The organism is Gluconobacter cadivus (assembly GCF_015244745.1).
Classification (GTDB): Bacteria; Pseudomonadota; Alphaproteobacteria; order Acetobacterales; family Acetobacteraceae; genus Gluconobacter; species Gluconobacter cadivus.
Genome location: NZ_JABCQI010000001.1, coordinates 77822 through 90170, shown reverse-complemented (window position 1 = coordinate 90170; position 12349 = coordinate 77822). Strand labels below are relative to the sequence as shown.

Below are 12349 nucleotides of genomic sequence, written 5' to 3'. Positions count from 1 at the left end.
GCATGTCGGATATTGAAGTTCTGGCGCACCACGTCTGTTTTGACGGTTCACTCAGGTTCGTACGGCATCAGTCAGACGCGCTCGGCATACCCGCGACTTTCGGCGTATTTCTGCCGAAAGAGGCGCTGGCGGGGCAGAAGGTTCCGGTCATTCATGTGCTTGGCGGGCTGACGGCGACGCAGGAGACGTTCCTCATCAAGGCCAATGCCCTGCGTTTTGCCGCCGAACACGGCATCGCTCTGGTCGCGCCCGACACCTCCCCGCGCCATACCGGGATCGAGGGCGAGGATGACGTTTATGATCTGGGATCGGGGGCCGGGTTCTATATTGACGCCACGTCCGCTCCGTGGAGCCATCACTACCGGATGGAAACCTATGTCGGGCAAGAGCTTCCGGCCCTGACGGAACGGCTCTATCCGCTGGATGGTACCCGACGCGGCATCATGGGACATTCCATGGGCGGTATGGGTGCGCTGATACAGGCGTTGAAATACCCAGACCGCTGGAAGACGGTCTCGGCCTTTGCGCCGATTTGTCATCCGAGTACTGTTCCCTGGGGCCAGAAAGCGTTCGATGCCTATTTCGGCGGCGATCCGGCGAAATGGCAGAGCTGCGATCCCACGCTGCTTCTGCGCTCAGGGCGCACGCATCCCTCAACCATTCTCGTGGATCAGGGGCTGATGGATCAATATCTGGCAGATCTGTGCCCCGACGCGCTGGAGGCGGCGGCAAAAGAGGGCAAACAGGCGCTCGAACTGCGTCGCCATACCGCCTATGACCATTCCTACTGGTTTGTGCAGAGCTTTATTGCCGACCATCTGACCCATCATGCCAAAGGGCTTTCTGCGTGAAGCGTTCCGTTCTTGCTGCTTTCCTTCTGATGGCAGGCTGTGTGTCTCAGGCGCCAACCGGGCCTTCGCTTACGCCCACCGCCCATACCGATTTCCGGCACGACACGCTGGCGCTGACCTGGCAGCCGGGGTTCTGCGCCACGGGCGGCGGGTGCGAATGGGACCAGACGCATCGGATCTCGATTGGTCTGCACGGGCTGTGGGCCTCGGAACCGCATGCTCTGGAGGCGCAGGGCGTGCCGGTACAGGAATGGTGGTCGAAAGGTTGCGATCTTTACGACCATGACGACACCCCGCCCCAACTCCTGCCGACGACGGTCGAGGCGTTGCGGGGCGTCGTGCCGCATCTGAAAAAGCCGCTTTATGTGCATGAATACACCAAGCATGCCCGTTGCTTCGGCTATGATGCGGACAGCTTTTTCGTCACATCCATGCAACTGCGGGACCGGTTCGCGGCGTCGGCTTTCGGAGTGTGGCTGTCGCAGCAGGAGGGTTTTCAGGTCAAGCGCGACGATCTTCTCGTCATGTTCTCGCGCCTGATGAACGTGCATGACGACCGGGCGCTGCAGGTCCGCTGCGAGCCCGCGCATAACGGACAGATGGTCCTGACGCAGCTCTGGTTCACGCTGGACCCGAAGAAGCTGTCGCGCTTCCCTTATGAGGGCGCCTATCTGTCTTCACCGGACGACCAGAATGGCTGCCCGGCTACGTTCCTCGTACCGGGCTGGAGCCTGTCGGGTCAGGCTGCTCAGCGTCCGTAAAGTTCTTCGGCGCTGATTTCGGGCTGTGCGGTATCGCGCAGTCCGTCCGGCGTCACGCCATGATAGAAACAGCTCCGGCGTCCGGTGTGGCAAGCTACGCCGGTCTGATCCACGATCATGAGAATGGCGTCCATGTCACAGTCGAGGCGCGCTTCGATCAGTTTCTGTTGCTGGCCCGAAGTCTCGCCCTTGCGCCAGAGCTTCTGGCGACTGCGGGACCAGTAACAGACGCGACCGGTCAGAAGCGTCTCGCGCAGGGCATCCGCATTCATCCATGCCAGCATCAGCACCATGCCGTCCGGCGCCTGCGCGAGAGCTGAAATCAGGCCGTTCGCATCGAATTTCACCTGCGCGATGATGTCATCGACAATCGCTGGGGAAGGGGGGGTATAGGTCACGAACGCATCTCCTCAACGCATTTCCGGTGGGAACCAGGCGGGCCAGACGACAGAAAGCGGTTGCCCGTTGCAGGTCAGTTCGGGGGAAGACCAGGCGTCCCGCCGCAGCATCGCGAGTGCTCGGTTGCCGCTGCGGGAGCGGATGTCTCCAACCTCGCGGTCTCCCGCGATGATGATGCCGCCTTCATCGGGAAACGTCCCGTGCGACAGCACAACGGGCAACAGGCGGCGTTTGACAAGGCCACGGTAATGGGTGCGGGCGGTCAGTTCCTGCCCCATGTAGCAGCCCTTTTTCCATGAGACGCCATTCAGAAGGTCCATGTCGGCTTCAAGCGCCAGTGTCTGCTCGCTTTCGAAATCCATGACGTCTGGCAGGCCCAGCGTGAGTCGGCGTTCCAGAAATTCAGTAGGTGTTTCCTCGTTTTGCCCCGTTCCGGTCACGATGGCCCGCCAGCCCGCGCCATCACAGCGCGGGTCCGGGGCATGTGTGATCGTATCGGGTGGAACGGGTCGGCTTTCTGCGCCAGTGATGACGCGCAGGTCTGTTTTTTCGATCTGCACATCGGCGCGAAGGCGAAAACGGGAGAGGCGTTTGGCCAGCATGTCGGCATGATCGACCGCGCAATCCATCAGGATACGGTCGGATGCGTCATACAGGAAAAATTCGCTCAGCCAGCGGCCCTGCGGCGTCAGAAGTGCGCTCCAAACGGAGGTCGCGGGCATGAGGCTCTGGACGTCATTCGTGATGAGGCCCTGAAGAAAGCTGGTCCGGTCCGCACCTGTGAAGGACAGGACGGCGCGGTGGGAAAGATGTTGATTCATGGGAGAGACCGCAATTCCGACAGCGTCCAGCAAAACCATCCTGCCGGAAAAACGTCTGACCATAACGAGGAACCCTGCAAACCGCCAGTTCGGGAACATGAGGGTATTTTCGAGCGCAGGGTTGTTTCAGTCCGTGACGGCGGGTTGCAGTCTCGCAATACTCGGAGGATATTAACCTATCGCGGCAGTATGGCCCTGTTCCGCGACCCCGTGCCTGTCCGGAGAGAAAAGACGTTGTCAGCCGCAGAGATCGTGGACCCTACACAGAGCCCCGCCAGCGACCGTCGTCGGATCTTTCAGATTCTGGGGCCGTTCGTGGGCGTTCTGCTGGTCATCGCGGCGATCACGGGCATCAGTCTTCACAATTACCAGACAACCCGGAGAGGCGCGATTGCGCTGTCCAACGATCTTCTGCGCAGCCAGCAGCGCTATGTGACGCAGGAAGTGAGCGACTATCTGGCCCCGGCCTCTGTCGGCGCCATGATCGCACGGGACATGTTCCGCGATCCGCTGACCAACGCCACCCCCACGACGTTCATGCTCTACGGACGCTCCATTCTGGCCCACGCGCCTCAGGTGGACAGCTTCTATATCGCGAACGATCAGGGACAGTTCTGGATGATCACGCGGCATGGAAAGGATGGTTTCGAGCAAACCCATTTCCAGACCGACGATGGCAAGCAGGTCTATCATCACGTTTATACAGATCGTGATGGCAATATTACGGGAGAAGCGGCGGACCCGGCTGACGGCTATAATGTCGTGGTGCGTCCGTGGTTCGCCAAGGCCATCAAGCATCAGAACGACCCGGGTCGTCAGCTCCACTGGACCGATCCTTATGCCTTTGTGTCAACGCGCCAGTTCATCATCACGGCGTCTCTCGCCTATGATGGGCATGACGGGCATAAATCGGTGTTTGCGATCAATGTTTCGCTGAACCAGCTGACGTCGTTTCTCAATAAACTTCAGGTCGGACGCAGTGGTCAGGCCGTAATCGTGAACATGCACGGCCAGATAATTGCTGGTCATAATATGGCTCCCGGACAGGACCCGAAAACCTTCGATCCGGGAAATGTCTTTCTCGATCCCAAGACGCAGCCTGTCTTCACGCAGGCGCTCAACCGGTATCGCATCGAGGGGCCCGGGACAGGGACGGTGCGGGCCCGGGGGAAGAACTACGTTACGATTGCCTCCGAACTGCCCTTCGTACACCGGCAGTGGGTTCTGCTGCTGAATGCGCCTGAAAGCGATTTTGCCGATTTCGCGCAGACGGCACGGCGGCAGAATATCGGGTTTTCGCTCCTGATCGTCATGCTGGCGTCCGTTCTGGCGTTCGCGCTGGTGGCGCAGGGGCGGCATGTGGAGCGTCTGCGAAAGCGGATCCTGCGCGGACGGGAGCAGATCAGGGCGGAAAATGCCTCGTTGCTGGAGATCGCCAGCACGCCGGATCTGTTCGACCCTGCCCATGAAGCGCCTATTCTGACTGAAGCCCTGACCGCGCGGACCAGCGCACGTCGCGCCAGCCTGTGGCGACTGTTGCCGGATGGCGACCGCCTATTATGTGAAGATGCGTTCGATCCGTCGCGCGATGTTCACAGTACGGGCGTTGAGATCAGCCGTCGTGAAAACGGCAAGCTGTTCGAGGCTCTGGACGAAGGACATACGCTCTCGATCGCGGATGCCTCGCAGGACGAGCGGACGCAGAACTTCCAGCGCGTCATCATGCGGGCCGTGGGTGCCAGCACGCTGCTGTTCCAGCCGGTCCGCAATGCTCACCGGACGGTCGGCGCCATTGTTCTGGAAGATCCGGGGCAGGTCGAAACGATGGAGCATATCATTGCCATCGTGGGATCGGTCGTCGCCCTGCGCTTTGCCAAGCCGTTCGATGCGGCGGGTGACGGCACGTCCGGATTTGCGGTTCCGGCCGAGAAATACGAGACGCGTTTTGGCGAAGGCTTCCTTCTGGAGCCGTCGCCCACAGCGGGAGAGCCGGTTGCGGCCGGGTTCTACCCGCAGGTTCCGGTCATGGTTATTTCCTTCGTAGACCCATATGCGCCGGATCGTGACAGCATCACGCGCGCTATGACTGTCATCCGCACGCTTAGTCTGGAAATCCAGAAAATCGCCCGCGACAGCGGGCTGTTCTCCGTGCAGGTGGTAAGCAACAGGCTCGTTCTCGTGGGCGGCTGCTCGCAAACGCCGGACCCGTCAGCCGCCGTGCGTCTTGCGGATGCGGCGGTGTCGATCCGTGAGGCCTGCCTGTCGTCTCTGGCGGCAGCGGATTTGGACCCCGTGTTCCGGATCGGGATGGATGTGGGGTCTGTCATGGCCTCCGAACTGGGAGAGGCTCCCTCCGTCTTCAACATCTGGGGCGATGCGCTCAACGGAGCCGAACTCCTGACCGGGAGTGCGCCGGATGCAGGGACGATCCAGGTGTCCGAACAGGCCTATCTGATCCTGCGGGAGCATTTCCTCTTCCGGGCCCGCGGCATGTTCTATCTTCCCAATAGCGGCATTACCCGCAGCTTCATTCTGGCTGGCCGCCGATGAAAGGTCTGCGCAACCTCGACCGGATTACGATGGTCCGGACCATGCTGGTCCATCTGGGATATTTTTCCCGCACGCAGATGCGTTTTACGCTAATGATGATCGGGGCCGGATGGGGCATCATGCGCGAAGCGACCCGCCTGACGACATGGCGGCGGACGGTACGGATCGAATTCTGGGCATCCCTGCATCAGGCTGTGGGCGGAGGGCTACTGAGTACGCTCGTGACCGCCGCGCTGACAGGGTTCGGGATCGTGGCGCAGACTGTCTACTGGCTCGGCTTTGCAGGCATGGCACAGATGACGGGGTCCATCCTGTCCACTGTGCTGGTGCGTGAAATCGCGCCGGTTCTGGTGGGTGTGATCCTGCTGGGACGTTCGGGGATGCTGATGCTGACCGAACTTGGAACCCTCACGACGGGTGGGCAGATGCGCGCCATGACCGGAATGGGGGTCGATCCCTTCATTTCCTTTCTGGTGCCGCGCAGCCTCGCCATGACGATCAGCGGCTTTACGCTGGGCATCATCTTCAGTCTGACGGCGCTTGTCGTGGGTTATGCAGTCTGTCGTGTGGAAGATGCGATCACGATGCCGATCTGGGCGTTCATGGATCAGGTCGCGGGGAGCGTAAAGCCGATCGACTATTTCGTGATTCCGGCCAAGTTCGTTTTCAGCGGCTACGCGGTGGGTGTCTGTTCGTGCCTCTCCGGCATGGATGTGACGACCGAAGACGATCTGGCAAGCATGCTGCCGCGCGGGTTTGCGCGCGGAATGCTGTCGATCATGGTCATCAATGTCGTGTTCAGCGTGTGCTTCGATGGCTGAAAACGACGACGTCCTGTCCGATGCGCTGGAAGCCCGGCTCGAACTGGTGGATGCGCGTCCGCGGTTTGATGAAAGCGGGTTGGTGTCGAGCCGCTATAATCTGCGTCTCAACCCCGGCGAGTGCGCGCTGATCGAGTGTCGGGACATGGGGCAGGCGGCACTGTTCGCCGATATGTGCGTGGGCCTTATTCCGCTTGATGACGGCCATGTGCGTTGCATGGGCATGGACTGGGCCGATCTGGACGAGCGGCGCGCCAACGCCTTGCGGGGGCGGATCGGACGGATCGTGGTTACAGGAGGCTGGGTGGACCTGTATGGGACGCATATGAATATCCTGTGGCCGCAGCTTCATCATACACGCACGCCGATTGAAAAACTTCAGGCACAGGCCGTGCATCTGGCGGTCACGCTGGGTCTGCCGGGCCTGCCGGTGGTTCCGCCGGGACGCCTGTCGGCGATGGACCGGCAGCGCGCGGCCTGTGTGCGGGCCATGCTGGGGGAACCGGCGCTCCTGCTGCTGGAACACCCGATGGAAGGGGCTTCCGCCAGCCTGATGAATGCGTTTCTGTCTCTTGTAACCGATCTGCGGGACCGTGGCTGCGCGGTGGTGTGGATGGCTCCGGATGAAAGTGGGTGGGGGGATTATGCGTCCGATGCCACGATCCGCCTGAGACTGTACGATGATGGACTGTTTTCGATGCGAGGTTCCTGATGTTCCGCCTGCGCCAGACCGAGACCGCCCGTCCGCTCTTTCAGAACCGCTATGCGGATGAATGGGTCGGACTGCTTGTCCTTGCCGCGATCGTCATGTTCGCGGTTGCGGTCGTGGAGGCCGGATTCCTGCGTCAGTGGCTGACCCCGGAAAAGAAGCTGCATTTCATTCTGCCCGAAAGCGGCGTGGCGGGGCTTGCGATCGGCAACGATATCGAAGTCATGGGCGTCCATGCCGGTGAAATCCGCCGCCTCAAACTCAACGAGACGGGACGGATGTATGCCGAAGGGGATCTGGACCCGCAATTTGCAAACTTCATCCGTCAGGACAGCACGGCCGTCATCCGCCATCGCCTGATCGTGGCCGGGGCGAGCTATATCGAACTCGGGCGCGGCAAGGGCAAGCCGCTGGACTGGGACTATGCGGTCCTTCAGGCCACGGTGGAGGCCAACCCGGCGGATGTGATTACCCAGACCGTCATGGATCTACGCAGCAAGCTGGTACCGGCCATGAACAACGTCCAGCTCATCACGGCGCAGGTGAATGACATGATGACCGATATGCGCAAGGGACAGGGTACGATCGGCGGCCTACTGGTGAAGGATGATGTTCTGGACAAGGCCAACGCGGCTCTGGCGCATCTTGATGCCGTCATTGCGGATCTACGGCCCATTGAAAAACAGGTCGGGGGGATTATGACCAAGGCTGACGGAACGATGGACAACGCGCGGGCCGCGACTGCGGGTCTGCGTCAGAGCATACCCCAGATCCAGCAGACCATCAGCCATGCCAACACCGCTACGGCTCAGCTTCCGGCCCTGCTTGCGCAGGCCGAAGCAAGTGCGAGCAGTCTACGGAAGCTGACCGATCAGCTCCGGGGGTTGTGGCTGCTGGGAGGCGGAGGTGCAAAACAGGAGCCTTCCCGTCGTCTTCCGGCTGAGGCGGTGCGGCCATGAGGGACGGTTTTCTGGTCTGCACGGCTTTGGTCGTTCTGACGTTGGGCGGCTGTTCGTCTTCAACTGCAACGAAGGGACCCAAGCCCGATCAGTCCTATGAAGATGCCATGGATACGGGCAAAGCCGTTTATGGGATCGGTCAGGCGTCTCAGGCTGAGGCGCAGTATCGAACGGCCATGGATCGGGCGCTGATGCGGGACGATGCAGTCGCCATTCATGAAGCCGGGTTCAATCTTGCGACGGTGCTTCTGGCGCAGGACAAGCCTCAGAAGGCTCTTCAGAGTCTCGGCGAAACCGAGACCGCGCTGAGCCTGCGCAATGTCTCCGACACGTCTGATCTGGCGGTGATCCGCGCGGCTGCCCTGTACAGGCTGCATGATACGGTGTTCGCGTCGCAGGCCGTACAGCGCGCGCTGCAATCCCCCGATATCGGCATCCGCGAGAGAGCGCTCTATCTGTCTGGCCTGATTGCCGCAGATCAGAAGCAGTCTGCTGCTCTGACGCAGCGTGTTAACGATCTGGCGACCTTCCATGACAATGGGGCTGCGACTGACCGGCAGGAACTTCTGGCCCGTCTGTATCTGTTACAGGGGCAGTCCGAACTCGCTTCCAAGGAGGCGCTTTCAGTCGTGAAAAACCGCCGTGATGCTCTGGATTATCGCGGAATGCGTCAGGCGCTCACTCTGGCAGCGGATGCTGCGGAGGCCGCGGGACATCCACGTCAGGCGGAAGCCCTGCGGCAACAGGAAAGTGCCAGCCGGGAGGTGGAAGCAAAACAAGCGGGGGCTGCAAAAACCCCCTGACAGGCTCAGAACTGGCCGCGTGTATTCCCCGCCCGCTTGGCGTCGTCTTCGCACATATAGGTTCCATGCGCCGTCGCGCCGTACCAGAAGCTGCCCGGTACATGATAGACATGGGTCACTGTGTTGACCCAGACCTGAGTGCAGGTCTCGCTGTTCTTTGTGTCCGCGACCTGCGTGACAGGGACCTTCGCGTCTGAAGAAGCGCTGGCCACCGCGTTTTCGACTTTCGGATCCTGTGCGAGTGCGGTTCCGCCCAGAAGTCCAAGAACCAGAAAAGAAGCGAACATCGTTTTCATTCGGAAAATCCTTTGTCAGGTGTCCTTATCTGTTGTCAGGGTATGTAAATAAATATTTATACTCCAATCACGAAGGGGTAATGTCAGTGTTGAAGAATAACAATGCTGTTAACTCACAAATAACGGATCGCTTACCTGTGATTTTGTCTTAAAGGTTTCCAAGAACCTTGAGACCGATCAGCGTTGCATTCGGAATGATGGACGTCTCGCCGGGGCGCATCATGTATTCGAACTCAGGCTGCACCACGAGGCCGGGGTGGATGGGAATACCGTAATACGCTTCCAGAATGGCGGAATGGGTTTGTGGGCCGTTGACGAAAGCCCCCATGGACATGCCTGCAAGCTGTCTCAGACGCTGCCCGAGCGTAATGGCGGGACTCATCTGGTAGTAAGAATACATCACGCCAAAACGGTCGAACGGTCTGCGCGGAATGATGCCCAGAAGCGATGCGCCGACATAGACCTGATCGGAAAATGTCGAAACACTAGGCGTATTGTGGACATAGCCCGCAAGAATGTATCCGCCCGCCATCTGGTGCTGGCCACCCTTGCGGTAAACCATCTGGTCGGCCTCGATATAGAACGTATCCCGCGGTTTGTTGGCATCATGGAAAACGTCATGCGCGAACATTGCCGGGATCGTTCCCAGACGATCAGCATAAGGGGAGGTATCGTGGCCGAAGCCGAGTTTGTAATGACCCGGCAGATTGTCTTTACCGATAAAGGGCTCCCAGGTCAGCTCGATGGGAAGCATGACTCCCGTGGAGGTTTCACTGCCCCAGGCCCAGCCGCTCGGATTTTCCGTCAGCGGCCCGACTTTGTAGACGCCGGTGCGTAGCGTGAGGTCGCGGGTGGGCTTGATTCGCAGCGTGCCGCCCCATGTGGCCTTAGGGTAGACGCTCCAGCCTTCGTCAGCCTTGATTGCTGGGGGAGCAGAACACTGGACCATAAAGGTGCAGAGCAGCACCGACGTTGCATAGGTATGCGTCAGCGTGATGCGACCGATATTGATGTTGACGCGATTGTTGAAGAACGACTTCTCAACATAGATATCCGCCAGATGCGCGGCTGCATGGCCCGAAAGGCTGTAGACCTCGCTCAGCAGGATGCGATGCTCCCCGACATGGTCGTAAGAGATCTGACGACCCGCGCGTTCCATCATCACGGCGTGCAGAATCCAGCCATCCAGCCCGAGCAGTCGTCCGAGATCCCAGCGCGTGTTGAACGTCAGTTCGTGGGCGTAGGACATTCCCTTGCTGATGCCGCCGCCAACATTCGCCATGGCTTCTCCCTTGTAGGAGAACTCAAAGCTGAAGCCGCGTTCCGACAACCAGTTTCGATAAGGCGAAAGCTGGGGCACGAGATGGCCGAAGGCTTCGGCTGGCACATAATAACCGGCTGTCAGATCGCTGCGGCGCAGGGCGTCATTGTTGCGGTTCAGGAGCGAGGAAATGCTCTCCGTATCAAAAATCGCGCCCAGATGGTCTGCCGAAGGGGCGGGGGGATGCTTATGCTGCGCCGCGCTGGCTGGATGTGAAATCCCGGGTGCGGTCGAGGGCAGCACCCGGGCCGTTGGCTGGCGCGCGCGCTCTTGAAGACCTGGCTCCGTACCTTGCGCATGAACAGTCAGGGGAAGGATGCTGAATACTGAAAAAATGTTGATCTGCAGGAATATTTTCAAAAAACGCGGGCGAGACATGTCTGCTGTTCTTTCCTGCGATCATGGCCTGCATGATGCATGACTGTAAATCTGGCCTGTAAAAGCAGAACGCTTAGGGATTCCCACGGTGCGTTTCTGGTTCTCCAAGGAAAGATAAAATCCTTATTGAAGAAAATTCCCAATCACATAATCTGGAACCTTCTTCACTAAATAAAAAAGTATAATATAGTGTTCTTTAAGTAATTGTCTTTTGTATCGTCCTGAATGGGATAGTGATTTTGATTGTATAGGCGTCGGTTCAGGCCAGATGGCGCTCACGTTCAATCAAGGCCAACCCTTCGGCAACTGACACAAACTCTGACCCTCCATCCACGCGTTCCGCGCCGAAACGCCGGTCGAACAGGTTGCGGACTGCGGGGACGAAAGATGTGCCCCCTGTCAGGAAGACCCGGTCAATATCACTCGGCCCCAGACCAGTCTGACGCATGGCGTCTTCGATCGCGTCGTCCAGACGGCTCAGATCAGGGGCAATCCAGCTTTCAAAATCCGCGCGGGTGATGGTTTCTTCGATTTTCAGATCCCGATGGATGAAGCGCAGAACAGTGCTGTCCTGACGCGACAGATCGCTCTTGGCCTGTCCAACCGCACGATAAAGATTCTGGCCTTCCTGATCTTCGATCAGACGCAACAGGCTGCGGAGCTTCTCCGGCTCTGACGATGTTTTGGCGACGTCCGCAATGTCCCGCAGCGTCTGGGGAGTCCGCATCAGCGACAGCCGATGCCAGCGGCCGAGGCTTGCGAACCATTCCGCCGGGACGGGCAGGGGTTGTCCACCCATGACGCGATAGGTTGCGTCCCGGCCCAGCGCCGGGGCTACGGCATGGCTGATGATACGGTAGTCGAACTGGTCGCCCGCGATGCCCACACCCGAATGGCCCAGTGTCGTAACCCGCTGGGTCGCCTGCGGATCAAAGCGCATGATCGAGAAATCGCTGGTGCCGCCGCCAAAATCGCCGACCAGAACAGTTGCTGGACGGTCGAGGCGCTGCATGAAGCGCCAGCCCGCGCCTTCGGGTTCAAGAACAATATTGGGTTCGGGAAAACCCGCTTCCAGAAAACTTTCCCGCAGACGGTCCACACCGAGCGAATCATCGGCCAGCTCACCCGCAAATCGCACGGGGCGACCGATCGTGGCGCTCACATCAGACGGGTTCAGTCCGGCCTTGTCCATGAGAGACGTCAGAAAGCGTGCGATCAGGGCTTCGAGCGTCATGACATTGCTGAAAACCCGCGTCTCACGAAAAGACCCCTGCGCGAGATAGGTCTTCATGGACATGATCAGACGGCTCTCGGCCGGGTCGTCCAGATAAGCCTCGATGGCGTCCAGCCCGATCGCGTCTTTCATGATACGGCGGCGTCCGTCCTGATCCATCCACAGGCAGAGCAGCGTGCGGCAGGTTTCGCTGGTGGCGTGATCCGTGAAGACAAAGCGGGCAGGGTGGGTATTGCCATTCTCATCCGCAATCACGACCACGCTGTTGGTGGTGCCGAAGTCAATTCCGACGCGGATTTTGGTCTGGTTGTGTCCGGGCGTCGTCATCGGTTCTGCTTTCTTCCGGTATGGGCAAAGGGCGTGGGTTTAGGGAAGAAGCGGCCGCACGCCAAGCATAAAAAAAGGGGAAGCGCCCTTTCGAGTGCTTCCCCATAGCGGTCGATCTG

12 protein-coding genes are annotated in these 12349 nt (G+C 59.6%); 7 read left to right on the top strand and 5 right to left on the bottom strand.

Annotation, left to right across the window (positions count from 1 at the left end; genetic code table 11):
- The first annotated feature begins 2 nt into the window (after positions 1–2).
- Together fghA and HKD28_RS00400 are read left to right on the top strand one after the other, a co-directional pair.
- Complete coding sequence (fghA, locus tag HKD28_RS00405) at positions 3–851, top strand: S-formylglutathione hydrolase (RefSeq protein ID WP_207728805.1); 849 nt, start codon at positions 3–5, stop codon at positions 849–851.
- Complete coding sequence (locus tag HKD28_RS00400; protein WP_194266441.1) at positions 848–1612, top strand: ribonuclease T2 family protein; 765 nt, start codon at positions 848–850, stop codon at positions 1610–1612. The genes fghA and HKD28_RS00400 overlap by 4 nt, the downstream gene beginning before the upstream one ends.
- Here the strand turns inward: HKD28_RS00400 and hisI are convergent.
- The gene (gene hisI / locus HKD28_RS00395) at positions 1600–2010 is read right to left on the bottom strand and encodes a phosphoribosyl-AMP cyclohydrolase (RefSeq protein WP_194266440.1); all 411 of its coding nucleotides are present in this window, start codon (positions 2008–2010) and stop codon (positions 1600–1602) included. The genes HKD28_RS00400 and hisI overlap by 13 nt on opposite strands.
- Positions 2011–2022: 12 nt before the next feature.
- A complete protein-coding gene (ygfZ, locus tag HKD28_RS00390) occupies positions 2023–2832 on the bottom strand; it encodes a CAF17-like 4Fe-4S cluster assembly/insertion protein YgfZ (RefSeq protein ID WP_194266439.1) in 810 nt (269 codons plus the stop codon).
- Between the two features lie 234 nt (positions 2833–3066).
- Here ygfZ and HKD28_RS00385 point away from each other — a divergent pair, with 234 nt between their 5' ends.
- Genes HKD28_RS00385 through HKD28_RS00365 form a run of 5 tightly spaced genes read left to right on the top strand, consistent with a single transcriptional unit; the run spans position 3067 to position 8674 of the window.
- Positions 3067–5382 carry a cache domain-containing protein gene (locus HKD28_RS00385; RefSeq protein WP_194266438.1) on the top strand — a complete coding sequence of 772 codons (2316 nt, stop codon included), beginning with the start codon at positions 3067–3069 and terminating at the stop codon, positions 5380–5382.
- Positions 5379–6203: an MlaE family ABC transporter permease gene (locus tag HKD28_RS00380; protein ID WP_062030244.1), complete on the top strand. Its 825-nt coding sequence runs from the start codon at positions 5379–5381 to the stop codon at positions 6201–6203. Before HKD28_RS00385 ends, HKD28_RS00380 begins: the two co-directional genes overlap by 4 nt.
- Entirely contained in the window at positions 6196–6915 is a 720-nt protein-coding gene (locus HKD28_RS00375) for a P-loop NTPase family protein (protein WP_194261415.1), read from the top strand. The genes HKD28_RS00380 and HKD28_RS00375 overlap by 8 nt, the downstream gene beginning before the upstream one ends.
- Entirely contained in the window at positions 6915–7871 is a 957-nt protein-coding gene (locus HKD28_RS00370; protein WP_194266437.1) for an MlaD family protein, read from the top strand. Before HKD28_RS00375 ends, HKD28_RS00370 begins: the two co-directional genes overlap by 1 nt.
- On the top strand, positions 7868–8674 hold the full coding sequence (locus HKD28_RS00365) for a hypothetical protein (protein ID WP_194266436.1): 807 nt from the start codon (positions 7868–7870) through the stop codon (positions 8672–8674). The genes HKD28_RS00370 and HKD28_RS00365 overlap by 4 nt, the downstream gene beginning before the upstream one ends.
- Before the next feature lie 5 nt (positions 8675–8679).
- Here the strand turns inward: HKD28_RS00365 and HKD28_RS00360 are convergent, their stop codons facing one another.
- The 3 genes from HKD28_RS00360 to HKD28_RS00350 all read right to left on the bottom strand — a co-directional run bounded on the left by HKD28_RS00360 (position 8680) and on the right by HKD28_RS00350 (position 12230).
- Positions 8680–8970, bottom strand: coding sequence for a hypothetical protein (locus HKD28_RS00360; protein ID WP_194266435.1), 291 nt, complete (start codon positions 8968–8970; stop codon positions 8680–8682).
- A 148-nt stretch (positions 8971–9118) separates the two neighbouring features.
- Positions 9119–10669 carry a carbohydrate porin gene (locus tag HKD28_RS00355; RefSeq protein WP_235993227.1) on the bottom strand — a complete coding sequence of 517 codons (1551 nt, stop codon included), beginning with the start codon at positions 10667–10669 and terminating at the stop codon, positions 9119–9121.
- 259 nt (positions 10670–10928) lie between these two features.
- Entirely contained in the window at positions 10929–12230 is a 1302-nt protein-coding gene (locus HKD28_RS00350; RefSeq protein WP_194266434.1) for an Hsp70 family protein, read from the bottom strand.
- Between the last annotated feature and the right edge of the window lie 119 nt (positions 12231–12349).